General features: G+C 71.7%; 15 protein-coding genes. 11 read left to right on the top strand and 4 right to left on the bottom strand.

Translation table 11 applies throughout. From position 1 onward, the window contains the following. Positions 1-41 precede the first annotated feature (41 nt). Together INT49_RS03670 and argS are read right to left on the bottom strand one after the other, a co-directional pair. The gene (locus INT49_RS03670) at positions 42-752 is read right to left on the bottom strand and encodes a lysoplasmalogenase family protein (RefSeq protein ID WP_193116374.1); all 711 of its coding nucleotides are present in this window, start codon (positions 750-752) and stop codon (positions 42-44) included. Between the two features lie 160 nt (positions 753-912). Then, positions 913-2,664 carry an arginine--tRNA ligase gene (argS, locus tag INT49_RS03665; RefSeq protein WP_193116373.1) on the bottom strand — a complete coding sequence of 584 codons (1,752 nt, stop codon included), beginning with the start codon at positions 2,662-2,664 and terminating at the stop codon, positions 913-915. A gap of 151 nt (positions 2,665-2,815) precedes the next feature. Here argS and INT49_RS03660 point away from each other — a divergent pair, with 151 nt between their 5' ends. The 11 genes from INT49_RS03660 to INT49_RS03610 all read left to right on the top strand — a co-directional run bounded on the left by INT49_RS03660 (position 2,816) and on the right by INT49_RS03610 (position 15,321). Beyond that, positions 2,816-3,235 (top strand): YccF domain-containing protein, encoded by a 420-nt coding sequence (locus tag INT49_RS03660; protein ID WP_193116372.1) that lies wholly within the window; start codon positions 2,816-2,818, stop codon positions 3,233-3,235. A gap of 2 nt (positions 3,236-3,237) precedes the next feature. Beyond that, positions 3,238-3,759, top strand: coding sequence for a flavin reductase family protein (locus tag INT49_RS03655; RefSeq protein ID WP_193116371.1), 522 nt, complete (start codon positions 3,238-3,240; stop codon positions 3,757-3,759). A gap of 82 nt (positions 3,760-3,841) precedes the next feature. Further along, positions 3,842-4,852, top strand: a complete 1,011-nt coding sequence (locus INT49_RS03650) for an alpha/beta hydrolase (RefSeq protein ID WP_319021499.1) — start codon at positions 3,842-3,844, stop codon at positions 4,850-4,852. Next, positions 4,849-6,408 (top strand): alcohol acetyltransferase, encoded by a 1,560-nt coding sequence (locus INT49_RS03645; protein WP_193116370.1) that lies wholly within the window; start codon positions 4,849-4,851, stop codon positions 6,406-6,408. Before INT49_RS03650 ends, INT49_RS03645 begins: the two co-directional genes overlap by 4 nt. Further along, positions 6,405-7,070 (top strand): DUF6320 domain-containing protein, encoded by a 666-nt coding sequence (locus INT49_RS03640; protein ID WP_193116369.1) that lies wholly within the window; start codon positions 6,405-6,407, stop codon positions 7,068-7,070. The genes INT49_RS03645 and INT49_RS03640 overlap by 4 nt, the downstream gene beginning before the upstream one ends. A gap of 174 nt (positions 7,071-7,244) precedes the next feature. Beyond that, entirely contained in the window at positions 7,245-9,044 is a 1,800-nt protein-coding gene (locus INT49_RS03635; protein ID WP_193116368.1) for a DUF7937 domain-containing protein, read from the top strand. 61 nt (positions 9,045-9,105) lie between these two features. After that, a complete protein-coding gene (locus INT49_RS03630) occupies positions 9,106-10,404 on the top strand; it encodes a uracil-xanthine permease family protein (RefSeq protein ID WP_193116367.1) in 1,299 nt (432 codons plus the stop codon). A 92-nt stretch (positions 10,405-10,496) separates the two neighbouring features. Further along, positions 10,497-11,357 (top strand): ABC transporter ATP-binding protein, encoded by an 861-nt coding sequence (locus tag INT49_RS03625; protein ID WP_193116366.1) that lies wholly within the window; start codon positions 10,497-10,499, stop codon positions 11,355-11,357. Positions 11,358-11,459: 102 nt separating this feature from the next. After that, positions 11,460-12,503 (top strand): iron-siderophore ABC transporter substrate-binding protein, encoded by a 1,044-nt coding sequence (locus INT49_RS03620; protein ID WP_193116365.1) that lies wholly within the window; start codon positions 11,460-11,462, stop codon positions 12,501-12,503. Beyond that, positions 12,500-14,659 carry an iron ABC transporter permease gene (locus INT49_RS03615; RefSeq protein WP_193116364.1) on the top strand — a complete coding sequence of 720 codons (2,160 nt, stop codon included), beginning with the start codon at positions 12,500-12,502 and terminating at the stop codon, positions 14,657-14,659. Before INT49_RS03620 ends, INT49_RS03615 begins: the two co-directional genes overlap by 4 nt. 11 nt (positions 14,660-14,670) lie before the next feature. After that, positions 14,671-15,321 carry an AAA family ATPase gene (locus INT49_RS03610; RefSeq protein WP_193116363.1) on the top strand — a complete coding sequence of 217 codons (651 nt, stop codon included), beginning with the start codon at positions 14,671-14,673 and terminating at the stop codon, positions 15,319-15,321. A 26-nt stretch (positions 15,322-15,347) separates the two neighbouring features. On the opposite strand, the gene INT49_RS03605 is transcribed toward INT49_RS03610, so the two are convergent. Both INT49_RS03605 and adhP read right to left on the bottom strand, forming a co-directional pair. Then, a complete protein-coding gene (locus INT49_RS03605) occupies positions 15,348-16,310 on the bottom strand; it encodes a Rossmann-fold NAD(P)-binding domain-containing protein (protein ID WP_193116362.1) in 963 nt (320 codons plus the stop codon). A gap of 132 nt (positions 16,311-16,442) precedes the next feature. After that, on the bottom strand, positions 16,443-17,462 hold the full coding sequence (adhP, locus tag INT49_RS03600; protein WP_193116361.1) for an alcohol dehydrogenase AdhP: 1,020 nt from the start codon (positions 17,460-17,462) through the stop codon (positions 16,443-16,445). Positions 17,463-17,693 lie beyond the last annotated feature (231 nt).

Genomic DNA, 17,693 nt, shown 5'->3' with positions numbered 1-17,693 from the left:
GCGGCGCACGGAGGAGAGCCGCGCGCTGAGCCCGAGAGCGGTCAGTTCTCGACGATGACCAGGGCGGCGCCCGCCCGGCAGGCCGGGGCCCAGCGGCGCGCGGGGATCGTGCGCACCAGCCCGGCGATCAGCAGGGCATGGCCCACGGCGTAGGAGGCCATCACCCACACGGAGCTGTAGGCGATCGCAGCACCGGGCAGGAACCAGTTCATGGCGAGCATCGAGCTGGACAGCAGGAACAGCGTCCCGCCCGTCCAGGTCAGCCCGTTCCCGCCGGCGGACAGGAACGCCATCGTGGCCAGGGCAACTGCATAGGCGGCGACGGCCGGGAGCAGGGGGCCGGAGCCGTCCGCGCAGGCCACGAACAGGCCGATCACGACGCCGCCGTAGGGGATCGCCAGTGCGATGCGCATTGGATCGCGGGTGCGGTTCCACAGCGGTGCCAGCGCCGTCGCGTAGCAGACCAGTGCCAGCAGGAAGCAGAGCACCGAGATCAGCTGGACGTTCTCCGGGGCGAGCTGGGAGAGGCTGTCCCCGGCCCAGGCGAAGAGCAGGCCGAGCAGAGTCAGGGTGCTGGTGCGCGTGCGCCGGGGGAGGGCAGTCACCAGCGCGGCGATGAGCAGCGGGGCGAACAGCGGCTGGGTGGAGCGCTGGATCATCTCCGCGCCCGTGAGCAGAGCCCAGATGTGCACCGCCAGCACGAGGGCGTACACCCCCCACAGGGCGAGGTGGAGTGATCTGATCAGCGGCACCGGTCCAGGTTAGAAAGCGATCGGGCGGTGGACCAGGGGTTTTCTCACGGCCTGGGGCACGGTTGCGTAACAACCAGCCACGTTTTGGTCACGGTGACGTGCCCGGGCGGCCCCGAGGTCTGAACCGGCGCGCGTTGCCGCCGGTTGCCCTCGGGGACGATCACATCTGCTGGGGGGCGTTCACGCCGAGGGCGTCGAGCCCCTCGACGAGCACCTTCTCCGCGAGCTGGGCGAGGGCGAGGCGTCCGGCCCGCACCTGCTCGTCGGACTCCTTGAGGATCGGCGAGGCCTCGTAGAACGAGGTGAAGGCCTGCGCGAGGGAGAACAGGTAGGCGCACAGGCGGTGCGGCTCGTAGGCGGCGCCCACGGCGGTGAGCGTCGGCCCGAAGTCCAGCAGCTGGAGCGCGAGGGCGCGCTCGGCGTCGTTCTCCACCCGCGGGGCGTCGGCCGCGACCAGACCCTGCGCCCCGGCCTTGCGGCTGATCGACCGGATGCGGGCCACCGCGTACTGCAGGTACGGGGCGGTGTTGCCGGTCAGGGCGAGCATCTGATCCAGGTCGAAGGTGTAGTCCGCGTCGTGCGAGGTGGAGAGGTCCGCGTACTTCACGCCGCCGATGCCGATGTCGTGGGCGATCTGCTCCCGCTCCGCCTCCGGCAGGTCGGGGCGCATCTCGTCGATGACCGTGCGGGCCGTGCTCACGGCCTCCTCGAGCAGCGCCATCAGGCGCACCGAGGAGCCGGAGCGGGTGCGCAGGATCTTGCCGTCCTCGCCGAGCACCGAGCCGATCTTCACGTGCTGGGCGTCGACCTCCGCAGGCAGCCAGCCGGCGTCCCGGGAGGAGGTGAACACCATCTTGAGGTGCAGCTCCTGCGCGGTGCCGATCACATAGGCGATGCGGTCCGCGCCGAGGGTGCTCACGCGGTGGCGGATCGCGGCGAGGTCCGTGGTGGCGTAGCCGTAGCCGCCGTCGGACTTGCGGATGATCAGCGGCAGCGGCTTCTCGTCGCGGCCGAGGAAGCCCTCGGGGAACACGCACAGGGCGCCGTCGGAGAGCGTCGCCATCCCGGCGGCCTCCAGGTCCTGGCAGACGCTCTCGAGCAGGTCGTTGTAGCTGGACTCGCCGGCGAGGTCGTCGTCGGTGAGCGTCACGTCGAGCATGTCGTACACGCGATGGAAGTACTGCTTGGACAGCTCCACCAGGTGCCGCCAGATCTCGAGGGTCTCGGGGTCGCCCGACTGCAGGGTCGGCACGCGACGGCGGGCCCGGTCGGCGAACTCGTTGTGCTTGGAGCCGTCGGCACCCGAGAACTTCGCGTTCGCCGCCTGGTAGAAGGCGTTGGGGTCGGTCTCCAGGAGCTTCGCCTCGTCGCTGTCCTCGCCGACGTCCAGCAGGTGCTCGATGAGCATGCCGAAGGGGGTGCCCCAGTCGCCGATGTGGTTCTGGCGCACGACGGTATGGCCGAGCTTCTCCTGCGTGCGCACGATGCTGTCGCCCACGACCGTCGTGCGCAGGTGGCCGACGTGCATCTCCTTGGCGACGTTCGGTGCCGAGTAGTCGACGACGACGGTGTCGACCGTCTCCGGCACCGGGACGCCGAGGCGCGGGTCCGTGGTCAGCTCGGCGGCCTGGGCGGCGATCCACTCGGTGCGCAGGCGGATGTTCAGGAAGCCGGGCCCCGCGATCTCGGGGGTCTCGGCGATGTCGTCCAGCTCCACGGCGGCGAGGATCTCGGCGGCGATGTCGCGGGGCTTCTTCCCCAGGCGCTTCGCGAGACCCATCGCGGCGTTGCACTGGAAGTCCGCGAACTGGGACGGTCGGATGATCGGGTCCGCGTCGGCGTACTCGGGCCCGAAGGCGGAGGCGAAGGCGGACTGGAAACGCTCGGTCAGCGCGATCTCAGGTGCAGGCATGCCTCCAGCGTAGTCGGGGCGAGACGCCGGATCCCGCGCCGTGGACGTGATGCTCGCCCGGATCCGCGCCGTCGGACGGTGCGGGTTCCTGCCGGTCGGGGCGGGGGATCGCCCCCTGGTCGCGCCGCGGGGCAGTGCCTAGGGTGGGGTCATGCGCTCCGTACTGACCCTGATCCTGAACATCATCTGGCTGCTCACGGCCGGCTGGGCCCTGTTCCTGGGGTACCTGGTCGCCGGGATCCTCGCCTGCATCTTCATCGTCACGATCCCCTTCGGGCTGGCGTCCTTCCGCATCGCGGGCTTCGTGATCTGGCCCTTCGGCCGCGAGGTCGTCGACACCCATCGCGGGGGCGCCGCGAGCACGGTCGGCAACGTCATCTGGTTCGTCATCGCCGGCTGGTGGCTGGCGCTGGGCCACGTCGCCACGGCGCTGGCGCAGGCCATCACGATCATCGGCATCCCCTTGGCCTGGGCGAACATCAAGCTGATCCCCGTCACGTGCTTCCCCTTCGGCAAGGTCATCATGGATTCGGACTCCGCCCGCGCCCGCATGTTCCCCACGGCCCGTTGAGCGTGACTCCCTCTCCCTCGCCCACTCCTTCGCCCGTTCCTGCTGTCGACGAGGACGACTACCGGCAGCTCAGCGACCTGGTCGCGGCCGGACTGGCGATCATCACCACGCGCCAGGACGGGCACGACGTCGCCGTCACCGTCGACTCCTATCTGGACATCTCCTACGATCCGCCCACGATGCTCGTGGCGCTGTACGGGATGTCCCGTATCGCCGAGGCGGCCGAGGAGAGCGGCCACTTCTGCTTGAACGTCCTGGCTGCGGACCAGCAGCACCTCGCCGACCGCTTCGGGACCCCGGCCTCCCCGCTGATCGGTCTGCTCAGCGGGCTCGAGGTGGGTCGCACGGCCGACGGCGACGCGGTGCTGGGCGGCGTGCTCGCCCATTTCGCGATCCGGGTCGAGCAGGCCGTCGACGCCGCCACCCATCGGCTGCTGATCGGCCCCGTGGTGGGGCTGGGATACGGTCGGCTCGTGGGCGGGCCGGCCGTGCGCTTCGCGGGGGAGAAGCACGAGCTGCGCTGACCCTCTGAGCGAGCTGGGTGCCCAGGTCCGGCGTCTATGCTGGATCGATGGAACGCCGTGCTCCCGACCAGGCCCGTCGCGCGTGAACCCGCTGCTGAAAGCCGTGCTGCGGCTGTTCGCCGCGCCGCGCGTGAACATGCGCGAGGACTACGCGAAGGTCCGCCACCTCCAGCGACAGCTGGCCTCGCTGCCGCGGCCCCGCTACCGCCAGGCCTCCTGGCGCACGATCGCCGGCGGCAGCGACAGCAGCATCCCGGTGCGCGTGTTCGACCCGCACGAGAAGCGGCGCGAGGAGCTGCTGCTGTTCTTCCACGGCGGCGGCTGGGTCACCGGGGACATCGAGAGCTACACCCCGGCCTGCGCGACGATGGCCGAGCTGACCGGCGCGACGGTGGTCTCCGTCGACTACCGCCTCGCGCCGGAGCATCCCTTCCCGGCAGGCTTCGAGGACTGCTACGAGATGGTGCAGCGGCTGCTCGAGGACCCGGGCCTCGCCGACCTCGACGGCTCGGACCGGATCGTGCTGGTGGGGGACTCCGCCGGGGGCAACCTCGCGGCGGCCGTCTCCCTGCGGCTGCATGAGCTCGGGCACCGCGGCGTGCGCCGCCAGATCCTGCTGTACCCGGTGACCCACTGGGACCACGATCCGCAGACCTCCCCGTTCGAGTCGGTGCGCCATCATGGCGAGGACTATCGGCTCACCAGCACCGAGGTGCAGGACTACATGCAGATGTATGTCCCTGACCCCGAGGCGCGCCGCGATCCGAGGGTCTCGCCCCTGATGGCAGCGGACTTCTCCGGGCAGCCGGAGACCCTCATGATCACGGCGGAGCTGGATCTGCTCTGCGACGAGGGCGAGGCCTACGCTCAGGCGCTCGCCGAGGCTGGGAACGGCGTGCGGATCCACCGGGTCGAGGGCGCCCTGCACGGGTTCATCACGCTGCCCCGCTTCTCCCGCTCGCTGCGAGACGCCTACGAGGTGATCAACACCTTCCTCGACGAGGAGCTTCCCGCCGACGCCGGCACAGATGCTGACGCCGGCACAGATGCCGATGCCGGTCCCGACAGCGCCCGCCCGGGGACCGTGCCGTGAGCCGCCGTCGGTGGGTGCGGCTGGACAATGCCTCGAACATGTTCCTCGCGGCGCGCAGCGAGGTCGACCCCAAGGTGTTCCGGCTGGGCGCCGAGATGGATCACGAGGTCGATCCGCAGCTGCTGCAGGAGGCGCTGGAGGAGACCTACGAGAAGTTCCCGCTGTACCACGCGGTGCTGCGACGGGGCGTGTTCTGGTACTACCTCCAGGACAGCGAGCTGCGGCCCACGGTCACCGAGGAGATCACCGCTCCCTGCGCCCCGATCTACCAGGCCGATCGGCGGTCGCTGCTGTTCCGGGTCATGCACCACCGGCGTCGCATCTCCTTGGAGGTGTTCCACGCCCTCTCCGATGGCACCGGCGCCCTGTGGTTCCTCACCGATCTGGTGACCGCCTACACGCAGCTGAGGTTCCCTCCGGAGCGCGCGGACCCGCCGGCCGCGGAGGAGAACGTCTCGGACCAGATCCCATCGGGCGATCCGGCGTCGGATGGTGCAGCGTCGGACGAGCAGACGGCCTCGCTCATCGACCCGACGCTGGAGGTCTCGCCGCGCGACCCCGTGGCGATGCCGGACGGGGAGACGGCGGGCGGGGAGACCGCGAGCGCGAAGCCCGGCCACGATCTGACCACCGACTCCTTCGTGCACTACTTCCGTCGCAGGCGCCGTCGGCGGGCCGACGTCTGGGAGGCGCGGGCGGCGTTCAGCCAGGAGGCCGAGGCGGAGCCGACGGGAGTCCCCGACGGCGCGCTCAGCGCGACCGACGCCCCCGGGCATCGCACCGCGCCGAACTCTCCCGCGCGCTCCGTGCACCGGGTGCGCGGGACCCGCACCCCGGACAACCGGACCCGGGTCGTCGAGCTGACCATGCCCGCGAAGCAGGTGCTAGACCTCGCCCGCGCCGAGCGGGTCGCCCTGACGATGTATCTCACCGCCGTGTTCTTCGAGGCGGTGCGGCGCTCGACCGGGGATCTGGGGCGGGCGCCCACCCTGGCCGCCTCGGTGCCGGTGAACCTGCGCCAGTTCTTCCCCTCCACGTCGGCGCGGAACTTCTTCGCGACCACCCGGGTCGAGCACACCTTCGGCAGGGGCGACGACGCCCTGGGCGCCATCAGCCGGGGCCTCGAACGCGCCTTCCGGGCCCGCGCCACCGCCGAGGAGCTCGAAGGGAAGCTGCGCCGCTTCGTGCGCTTCGAGCGGATGCCCGCGCTGCGCGTCATGCCGCGCCCCGTGAAGGACGTGATCCTCGACCAGGTCAACCGGGCCAGCAACCGCGGACTCACCCTCGCCGTCTCCAACCTGGGCCGGGTGGTGCTGCCCGAGGAGGTCGCCGAGCACGTGGACCGGCTGATCTTCCAGGTCTCCGCAGTGCGCCCGCAGTTCTGCGCGATCTCGCATGCCGGGGTGCTCACGGTCAGCTTCACCTCCCCGTTCCTGGAGACCGACCACGTGCGCGAGTTCGCACGGATCCTCACCGCCGCCGGGGTCGACGTCACCGTGGTCGCCGCGCGGGTCACCGAGCAGGAGCTGGCGGACGCCGGGGAGGGCGCGCGATGAGCCTGTGCCCGAGCTGCCTGGTCGACATCGAGGGCGAATGGACGCGCTGCCCGCTGTGCGGAGCCGCCGTGGTCGGGGAGCGCACGCCGAGCCCGCTGCCGGATGTCCCGCTGCGCTTCTCCCGCCGGCGACTCCTGCGAGCGCTCGTGCTCGCCTCCCTCGGCGTCGTGCTCGCCTCCTTCGCCGTGCAGCTGCTGATCACGCCGGGCGTGCCCGGGCTGGGCGTGCTGCGGTCGATCTGGCTCGCGATCGCCGCCCTCTGGGTGGTGGCGCTGATGGCCGTGCACAAGCGCCGCAACATCGCCAAGAGCACCGTGTACCTCGTGGTGATCGTGAGCCTGATCAGCGTGTACTGGGACTACCTGTTGGGGTGGAGCGCCTGGTCGCTGACGTTCGTGGTGCCGATCCTGTGCGCCTCGTCCCTGCTCGCCCTGATCCTCGTGGTGCGCCTGATGCGGATCGACCTGGGGGAGCACATCATCTACAGCGGCCTGATCGTGGTGCTCGGGCTGACCCCGCTGGTGTTCCTCGCCCTGGGGTGGGTGAGCGTCGGGCTGCCGTCGGCCCTGTGCGGCGCGCTCTGCGTGGTGGCGCTGGGACTGCTGCAGCTGGCGCGCGGCGCCGAGGTGCGCCACGAGCTCGCCAAGCGCCTGCACCTGTGAGCCCTGCACCGGATCCCTTCCGCTGGTCCCCGCGCCTGCCCCCTGCCTCTGACCCGTGCGGCGCGCCGCAGGGGGAGGGGGCGCTCGCCAAATTATGATCGGGAGCGCAAGTGCGCAGCCGGACGGGGAGGACTCCGTCGGCCCGAGCACGTGGAACCACGGAAGAGAAGGTCGATGGACAGCGATCGCCGGCGCGACGAGAACCAGGATGCGGACTGGATCTTCGCCACCGATGATCCGCAGACGCTTCCCACCGAACGGCTCCCGGACCGCGCCGAGTTCGACCGCTATGCGGCCCCGCTGCTCGCCCGCCGCCGCGCCGAGGCGGTCCTGCCTCCCAGCGAGCAGATGACCACCGACCTCAGCGACCTCGACGGCGATACGCTGCGCGCGGGTTCCGAGCCCGAGGCGCGCACCGGCGCGATCCCCATGATCGAGCTCGACGAGGACGCTGCAGACGGCGCGGACAGCTCGACGCGTTCGCCGGGCTCCCCGGGGACGACGAGCGGTTCCGAGATGCCGGGCACGACTTCGCCGCTGCGGGCCCCGCGGGACCAGACCTACGCCCGCTCCGGGACCACCCCGAACGCGGAGGACTCCGAGGACTCCGGTCGCGGGGTCGACGGTCTCGTGCTCCCGGACCGCTTCAAGGAGCTCGGCGTCTTCGACGCCCTGCGGGACGTGCTCGCCCTGGTCTGCATGGTCACCGCGCTCACCACGACCTTCACCGTCGCGCACAGCTCGCTGGTGGACGGCATCGGCAAGCTCGCCATCGGCCTGGGACTGGTCGCCCTCGTCGCCGTGCACCTGCTGCGCTGGATCCCCAAGGCCCCGCCGCTGACCGCGATCCGTGCGGTCCGCGTGATCGGCCTGCTGCCGGCGCTGCTGGTGGCGGTCGGCACCGTCGTGTCCGACCTGGTCCTCTCGCTGCCCGTGCTCTTCGCCTCCCTGCCGGACGGCCCGCCCGCGGGCCTGGGCATCGGCGTCCCGCTGCTGCTGCTCGGCGCGATCATCGGGATCGAACCCCGCGCCCACGAGGGGTACCTGCCGCAGGCCCGGGCCCGACGGGTGGCCCGCATCGGGCTGGTCGGGGTGGGGATCGGCGCCGCCGTCGCCCTGCTCCTCGCCCTCGTGATGATCGTGGGCCGGATGTTCACCACCGGGTGGGCCTATTCGCTGCTGACCATCGGCGACACGGTGATCTCCGTGCTCCTGCTGGGGATCGTGCTCGCCTCGGCGCTGCTGCGCGAGCGCTCCTGGTACGTGTTCTCCACGGCCGCCGTGAGCGGTCTGGCGCTGGCTGCCCTCGCGGACAACACCCTGCAGCTGCAGTTCGCCGCGCCGCTCAGCTTCGCGAGCGACTTCGTGTACCTGCCGTTCCTGTTCGCCGCGCTCGGCCTGATGATCTCCCGGTCCTTCGTGCGCACGATGCCGATCTCGTTCCGCCGCACCGACTGGCTCGTGTTCACCGTGCGAGCCTTCGAGTTCAGCGTGGTGCTGCATGCCGCGGCCGTCCTCTGGCACCTGCTGGCCGCGCTCGTCGCGTCCACGGGGCTCGCCCCCGGCGGCACCGTCCTGCACCTCATCGATGCCGCCGTGTGCCTGTGCTTCGTGGCGGTCTCCCTGTTCGCCCGCACCTCGCTGCTGTCCCGCCCTGCGACCACCGCCCGCGCCAACGGCGTGATCTCGGGCCTCATCCTCGTGGTCGTCGGCTTCCTCGACGTCATCGTGAACTCGCTCGCCACGGGCGCCGGTGCCGGTCTGGTCACCGGCGGCACCGCCCTCGCGATCGGTATCGCCGTCGCCCTCATGCTCACCGTGCCCGCCCCGGTGCGCGACGAGTTCGGTGCCCCGGACATCGCTCGGATGTTCGCCGACTTCCGCTCCCGCGACTCCGGCAGCGTCTCGCTGCTGAACCAGGTCCCGGACGTCACCGAGGAGACGGCGCGCAAGAAGGTCTTCCCCGGCCGCTGACCGTCGGCCGCCTGCACCCGGGCCATCAGGCCGTCCATTCCTCCACACCCCTGGGAGACCCATGTTCCGCTGGAGCCTGCACGGAGATGGCCGCACCATCGCCCCCACCGCGATCGTCCTGCCCGAGGAGCGGCTGGTCTGGCCGCTGACCATCGGGATCGGGGCCCAGCACGTCATCGCCATGTTCGGCGCGACGTTCCTGGTGCCGCTGCTGACGGGCTTCCCGCCCTCGACCACGCTGCTGTTCTCCGGCATCGGCACCCTGCTGTTCCTCACCATCACCCGCAACAAGGTGCCCAGCTACCTCGGCTCCTCCTTCGCGTTCATCGCGCCCATCACCGCCTCCACCCAGGCGGACTCGATGGGCGCCGCGCTCGGCGGCGTGATGGTCACCGGGCTGCTGCTCGCGGTGCTGGGGCTGATCGTCGCCCGCGTGGGCACGCGCTGGATCACGGTGCTCATGCCGCCGGTGGTGATGGGCTCGATCGTGGCGCTTATCGGCTTCAACCTCGCCCCCACGGCGTACGACAACTTCAAGCAGTCCTCGCTCACCGCGACGATCACCCTGCTCGCCGTGGTGCTGTGCACCGCGCTGTTCAAGGGGATGCTGGGCCGGGTCTCCGTGCTGCTGGGCGTGCTCGTCGGCTACGTCGTCGCCGTGCTGCGCGGCGAGGTCGACTTCACGCCGGTGGCCGATGCCGCCTGGCTGGGCCTGCCCGAGTTCCACCATCCCGAGTTCGACCTCGGCCTGCTGCCGATGTTCCTGCCCGTGGTCGTGGTGCTGCTGGCCGAGAACGTCGGTCACGTGACGAGCGTGGGCCTGATGACGAACCGCAACCTCGACCACATGGTGGGGCGCACTCTCGCCTCCGACGGTCTGGCCACCGCGCTCTCGGCCGGCTTCGGCGGCTCGCCGACCACCACCTACGGCGAGAACATCGGCGTCATGAGCGCCACCCGGGTCTACTCCACCGCCGCCTACTGGGTGGCCGGCATCGTCGCGATCCTGCTCTCCCTGTCGCCGAAGGTGGGTGCCGCGATCTTCACCATCCCCGCCGGCGTGCTGGGCGGCGTGACCTTCGTGCTCTACGGCCTGATCGGCATCGTGGGCGTGCGCATGTGGGTCGACGGCAAGGTCGACTTCTCCCGCCCCAAGAACCAGTTCACGGCAGGCGTCGCCCTCGTGATCGGCATCGCCAACGTCACCTGGACCTTCGGGGGCATCCAGCTCACCGGCATCGCGCTGGGCACGATCGCCGCACTGGCCATCTTCCACGTCATGAACCAGCTCGGTCGGGTCACCGGCACCGAGGTGGAGTCCGAGCCCGCGGAGATCGTGGAGCCGACGGTCCACGGCTGAGGCGTCCGCCGTCGGCTCCTGCGGGTCACGGACTGCTCACGGAATTGAACAAGGGTCGACGCGCGTATTGAGGTAAGGCTACGCTTCCCTCCGTGCCCCCTGCTTCCGCCGCCCCTCGTGCGCCCCACGCTCCCCGCCCCGCCCTCGTCGGGCAGGAGCTGCATCTGCGCTACGGCCGCCACCCTGTGGTCCACGGCGTCTCGATCGCGCTGACCCCCGGCACCGTCACCGCGCTGCTGGGCCCCAACGGGAGCGGGAAGTCGACCGTGCTGCGCTCGCTGGCGCGCCTGCACCCCCTGGGAGAGGGCGAGATCCTGCTCGATGGGCCCGAGGGCGCTCGCAGCGCCGCCTTGCTCAGCGCGAAGGAGCTCGCGAAGGCGCTCACGCTGTTCTCGCAGTCCCGCACCAGCCCGCAGGGGCTGTCGGTGCGCGATGTGGTCGCCTTCGGGAGGCATCCGCACCGTCGGCGCTTCGCCGGCCTCACCGATGCGGACCGCGCCGCGATCGACCACGCGATGGAGCTGACCGGAGTCTCCGTCTTCGCCGCCCGCGGGGTCGGCGAGCTCTCCGGGGGCGAGATGCAGCGCGTCTGGCTCGCCTCCTGCCTCGCCCAGGACACCGGCATCGTGCTGCTGGACGAACCCACCAACCACCTCGACCTGCGCTACCAGATCGAGACCCTCGACCTGGTGCGCGACCTCGCCGAGATCCACGGAACGGCCGTGGGCATCGTGCTGCACGACCTCGACCACGCCGCCCGCATCGCCGACCAGGTCATCCTGCTCAGCGCCGGGCACATCCATGCCGCCGGGGCCGCCGGCGAGGTGCTCACCTCCGAGCATCTCAGCGACGTCTACGACATCCCCATCGATGTCACCGCCGATCCCCGCAGCGGCCGCCTGCGCATCGAGGCCCTCGGCCGGCGCGGCATCCGGGTCGCCGCCGCCGTCTGAGCCGCCGTCCGAGCTGTGGTCGGAGCTGCAGCACGTCGCCTCACCTGTCACTCCCGTCCGTCCCGTGGCCCCTGCCGCCCTTCTCTCCCTGGAGACCCCGACATGAACCGACCTTCCCGCCGCGCCCTCGCCGCCCTCACCGCCGGCGCGGCCGCCGTGACCCTCGCCGCCTGCGGCACCACCGCGGTGCCCGAGACGGACGCCGCGGCGCCGTCGGACGCCGCCGCGATCAGCGACTCCTGCGCCGAGGACTCCACCTCGACCTCGACCGCGCCGGTCTCCGTGACCGATGACCTCGGGCGCACCGTGACGCTCGACAAGCCCGCCGAGCGGGTCGCCGTCCTGGAATGGCAGCAGGTCGAGGACACGCTCACCCTGTGCATCGCCCCGGTCGCCGTCGCCGACGTCGAGGGCTTCACCACCTGGGACACCGCCGAGACGCTGCCCGAGGGCACGGTCGACGTCGGCACCCGCGGGGAGCCCAACCTCGATGCCCTCGCCGCCGCCGATCCCGACCTGATCATCGTCGAGGCCACCGGCAAGGACGACCCCGTCGTCGCCCAGCTCGAGAGCCTCGACGTGCCCGTTCTCGCGACCGTCGGGGCCGACGCCTCCGATCCGATCGGCACCATGAAGGGCCTGTTCACCCTGATCGCGGAGGCCACCGGCCGCACCGAGCGCGCCGACGCGGTGCTCAGCGAGTTCGACGAGCACGTCGCCGCGGCGACGCAGGAGGTGGCCGACGCCGGCCTGAGCACCACCGATTTCGTGTACTTCGACGGCTGGGTCGACGGCGGCAACGTCACGATCCGTCCCTTCGGCGAGGGCGCCCTGTTCACAGCGCTGGGCGAGGAGCTGGGCCTGACCAACGTGTGGACCGGCGAGACCGACCCCGCCTACGGCCTGGGCCAGACCGACATCGAGGGCCTGACCGCCGTGGGGGACGCCAACCTCATCTACACCTCGACCGACGATCCCGCCGGGAACTACGTCGACGAGCTCGAGAAGAACGACCTGTGGACGAACCTGCCCGCCGTGCAGGACGGCCGCGCCTTCGCCTTCCCCGCCGGGATCTGGACCTTCGGCGGCCCTCGCTCCTCCGAGCAGGCCATCGATGCCTACGTCGAGATCCTGACCGCCTCGTGAGCCGGACGGCGACGAGCCCGTCGTCGGCGCCGGAGCACCCGCCGGCCCCGGATCAGGCGCCGACGTCGGCATCGATCCCGTCCCGCAGCCCCCGCGAGGCGCTGCGGGTCGGGGCCAGCGAGATCCTCGGCGGGATCGCCACCCTGGTGCTGCTGGTCCTCGGCGTGGTCGTGGTCGGTGCCTGGCACCTGACCCAGGGGACCTCCGGGATCGGGCTCGGCAACCTGCTGGCGTACCTCACCGGCGGGGCGGACACCGTGGGCGGGGTCGCGATCGCCGACCTGCTCACCGCCTCACGGCTGCCGCGCCTGCTCGCCGGGGTGGCCGTGGGTGTGGCCCTGGGCAGCGCCGGCGCCCTGCTGCAGTCCGTCTCCCGCAACGCCCTGGCCTCGCCGGACACCCTCGCCGTCACCGCGGGCTCCTACTTCGCCCTGTCCCTGGTGGCGGCGCTGGGACTGGCCGTTCCCCTGTGGGCCTCGAGCGGGGTCGCCTTCGTCGGCGGGCTGCTCGCGGCCGCCGTGGTGCTGGCGCTCGCCGGGGGAGCGGCGTCCTCCACGACGCGCCTGATCCTCGCCGGCTCCGCGGTCGCGATGGCGCTGCAGTCCGGCACCTCGATGCTGCTGATACTCTTCCAGGCCGAGACCACCGGCCTGTATGCCTGGGGCAGCGGCTCGCTGTCCCAGCTGAACCTCACCGCCTCGCTGCGGGCGCTGCCCGTGATCGCGGTGGTGCTGCTCCTGGCACTGCTCCTCTCCCGGCGCCTGGACGTGCTGGGGCTGGGGGACGACGCCGCCTCCGGCCTGGGCGTGCCGGTGCGCTCCACCCGCGTGGTCGCCGTGCTCGCCGCCGTGCTGCTCAGCAGCACCGCCGTCACGGTCGCCGGCCCGATCGCCTTCGTCGGCCTCGGCGCCCCCGTGCTCGCCCGCCTGCTCGGCGGCGTGGTGCGCTCCCTGAACCGGCACCTCCTGCTGATCCCCGCCAGCGGCCTGATCGGCGCCCTCGTGGTGCTGCTGGCCGACGCCGTCGTGCGTGCGATCCTCGGCCCCCAGGGTGCGACCGCCGTCCCGACCGGGATCCCCACCGCGCTGCTCGGCGCGATCATCATCATCCTGCTGGCCCGGCGGCTTCCGGACTCCGGCTCGCGCGTTCCGCCCCCGCAGGCGCGCACCTCTCTGCGCTCCCGCCGACAGGTCGTGATCGTGCTCGCGGCGAGTGGCGCGGCGCTGCTCGGCATCGCACTGCTGGGACTGCTCGCCGGCAGCCTGTGGCTGCGCACCGGGGATCTCGCGCTGTGGGTCCAGGGCGACGCGCCGTCCCTGGTGGCCCGCGCGCTCGGCGAACGGGTGCCGCGGATGACCGCCGCCGTGCTGGCCGGCGCGGCCCTCGCCCTGGCCGGCTGCGTGGTCCAGTCCACCGTGCGCAACCCGCTCGCGGAGCCCGGCCTGCTGGGCATCACCGCCGGGGCCGGCCTCGGCGCCGTGATCGTGGTGACCGCGCTCGGCGGCAGCCGCCCGCTGATGATCGGCTTCGCGGTGGCCGCCGGCCTCGCCACCTTCGCCGTCATCGCGCTGCTGGCCTGGCGCGGCGGTCTCGCCCCGGAGCGCTTCGTGCTGGTGGGCATCGGCGTGGGCTACGCGATGAGCTCGCTGACCACCTTCCTGCTGCTGCAGGCGAACGCGTGGGACACCCCGAAGATCCTCACGTGGCTGTCGGGGACCACCTACGGCCGCACCCTGAGCGACGTGGTCCCGGTGCTGGTGGTGCTCGCGATCGCGGTGCCCGTGATGCTCTCGCTGCACCGCGAGCTGGACCTGCTCGCGATCGACGAGGACTCCCCGCGGCTGCTCGGCGTGCGGCTCCAGCGCACCCGCGTGCTGGTGCTGGGCCTGGCCGCCGTGCTCGCCGCGATCAGCGTGGTCGCCGTCGGCGTGGTGGGCTTCGTGGGCCTGGTCGCCCCGCACCTCACGCGGTCCCTCGTGGGCGGCCGCCACCTGCGCTCGATCCCGGTGGCGATGCTGCTGGGCGGGGTTCTGGTGGGACTGGCCGACGCCCTGGGCCGCTCCCTCATCGCGCCCGCGCAGGTGCCGGCCGGACTGCTGGTCTCGCTGATCGGCGCGCCCTACTTCGTGTGGCTGCTCTGGCGCTCGCGCGTGTGAGGATGAGGCCCATGACCGACGCCGCCCCCGCCGTTCCTGCCGTCTCGGCCGTTCCCGCCGATCCGCCCTCCGACGCCACGGCGCCGCCCCTCGTGATCCTGCGCGGGAACTCCGCGTCGGGGAAGTCCACGGTCGCGCGCCGCGTGCAGCGCGCCCTCCCGCGCGGGAGGGTCGCCGTGATCGGGCAGGACCATCTGCGCCGCGAGCTGCTGTGGGAGCACGACACGGCGAACGGGGACACCGCCGGGCTGATCCTGGCCACCGCCCGCCACTGCCTCGGGATCGGACGGATCACGGTGGTCGAGGGGATCTTCGGCAGCGAGCGCTATGGCGACATGTTCGCGGAGATGCTCGCCCACCACACCGGCCGCAGCCTCGTCTACTACCTCGACGTGAGCCTCGAGGAGACGCTGCGCCGTCACGCCGGCAAGACGATCGGCGGTGAGGTCCCGGACAACGAGGTCGCCTCCTGGTACCGGAAGCACGATGTGCTCGGGGCCGAGGGAGAGCAGGTGCTCGGCGAGGAGCTCTCGGAGGACGAGATGGTGCAGCAGCTGCTCACGGACCTCGACGTGCTCACGGACCTCGACCAGCCCACGGATCTCGACCAGCCCACGGACCTCGACCAGCCCAAGGACCTCGACCAGCGCGAGGCCCGCTGACCCCGATTCACCGCGCGCGGGCCCGCTCAGCCGACCGGTGCGCGCACGCCGACCAGGGAGAACAGATCCTTGGGATCGTCGGGCTCGGCCACCAGGTCCACTTCCGAGAGCAGATCCGATCCGGCCGTCGCCTCCCGGGCGCAGCACAGCGCCGAGAAGTCCGCGACGGCGAAGCCGACGGAGTCGAAGACCGTGACCTCCTCCGCCCTCGTGCGTCCCTCGGCCGTGCCCGCCAGCACCTCCCACAGCTCGGTGACGGGGAAGTCCGCGGCCATCTGCTGGATCTCGCCCTCGATGCGGGTCTGCGGGGTGAACTCCACGACCACGACGTGGATGCCCGGGGCCACCTGATCCGCGCGCAGGATCGTCGCGCGGGTCTTGTCCGCGGTGCAGGTGGTGATGATGTCGGCCCCGGCGACCGCCTCGTCGACCGAGGCCGCCGCGTGCACCCGGAACCCGAGGGGCTCGAGGTTGCGTCGCACCTTCTCGGTCGCCGCGGCATCGATGTCGAACACCCGAAGATCCTCGATGCCCAGCACGCCGCGGAGGGCGAGGGCCTGGAACTCGGACTGCGAACCGGCGCCGAGCAGCGCGAGCGTGCGCGAGTCCGGCCGGGCGAGGGCCCTCGCCGCGAGGGCCGACGTCGCGGCGGTGCGCAGCGCGGTCAGCAGCGTCATCTCGGCGAGGAACGTCGGATAGCCGGTGTCGACGTCTGCCAGGACCCCAAACGCCGTGACGGTCTGCAGGCCGCGGGAGGGGTTGGAGGGGTGGCCGTTGACGTACTTGACCGAGTACGTCTCCCCGTCGGAGGTCGGCATCAGCTCGATCACGCCGAGCGGGGTGTGGCTCGCGATCCGCGGGATCTTCTCGAAGCGCTCCCAGCGCCGGAGGTCCGCCTCGAGGCGACCGACCATCCGCACCAGGATCCTCTCCGCACCGTCCCGCCTGATCCATCGGGCCATGTTCGCGACATCGAGCAGCTGGGTCATCGGGCCACCTCCTGGACGGGGTCGGCGCCGGTGCCGATCCGATGCCGCCCAGCCTAGGGAGCGTGAGGCGCCGGCGACAGCCCCGGGCCCGACCGCCCCGCGAGGGACGGCCGGGCCCGGGGCCGCGGAGGCTCAGTACTCGATGACCACGCGGCCGTCGATCTTGCCCTCCTTCATCTCGCCCAGGATGGCGTTGATGTCCTCGAGGGAGCGCTTGGAATAGGTGGGGTGGATCTTCCCGGCGGCGTAGAACTCGATCGCCTCGGCGAGGTCCTGGCGGGTGCCCACGATCGAGCCGCGGATCGTGAGGCCCTTGAGCACGATGTCGAAGATCGGCGCGGGGAAGTCCCCGGGCGGCAGGCCGTTGAACACGATCGTGCCGCCGCGGCGGGTCATCCCGATCGCCTGGCCGAAGGCCTTGGGGTGCACAGCGGTCACGAGCACGCCGTGACTGCCTCCCACCTTCTCCTGGATCACCTCCACGGGATCCTCGATGCTCGCGTCGACCGTGATCTCCGCGCCGTGCTCGGTGGCCAGGTCGAGCTTCTCCTGCGCGATGTCCACGGCGATCACACGCATCCCCATCGCGACCGCGTACTGCACCGCGATGTGGCCGAGCCCGCCGATGCCGGAGATCACGACCCACTGGCCGGGGCGCACCTCGGTCTGCTTGAGGCCCTTGTAGACGGTCACGCCGGCGCACAGCACGGGGGCGATCTCGTAGGGGTCGGCGCCCTCGGGGATGCGGGCGGCGAACTTGGTGTCCACGATCATGTACTGGCCGAACGAGCCGTCGACGCTGTAGCCGCCGTTGACCTGGTCCTCGCAGAGGGTCTCCCAGCCGGTGCGGCAGAACTGGCAGTCGCCGCAGGCGCTCCACAGCCAGGCGTTGCCGATCGTGTCGCCGACCTTCACATCGGTGACCCCCTCGCCGACCTTCTCGACGGTGCCCACGCCCTCGTGGCCGGGGACGAACGGCGGGGAGGGCTTGACGGGCCAGTCGCCCTCCGCGGCGTGCAGGTCGGTGTGGCACACCCCGGTGGCGATGAGCTTGACGAGGGCCTGGCCGGGTCCGGGCTCCGGCACCTCGTAGTCGCCGACCGCGAGGTCGCGGCCGAACTCGGTGACGATGGCGGCGTTCATGGTGGTCATGGGTTCTCTCCTGTGTCGGGGTACGACGGACCACCCGTGCGTCGGCGACAGGCCGACGCACGGGGGCATGGGGATGGTTCGGCCGACAGTCCGGTGCCGGCCAGGGGTGCCCGGTGACGGGCCCGGCGGGGGCGGGGCCTCGTGGATGCGGCCTCGCCGCCCCCGCCGGTCGTGCGGATCAGAAGAAGCCGAGCTTCTTCTCCGAATAGCTGACCAGCAGGTTCTTGGTCT

It is taken from the genome of Brachybacterium tyrofermentans (assembly GCF_014897585.1).
GTDB classification, from domain to species: domain Bacteria; phylum Actinomycetota; class Actinomycetes; order Actinomycetales; family Dermabacteraceae; genus Brachybacterium; species Brachybacterium tyrofermentans.
Note: the sequence above shows the minus strand (reverse complement) of the source record. Positions and strands in the feature narration are given on the sequence as shown.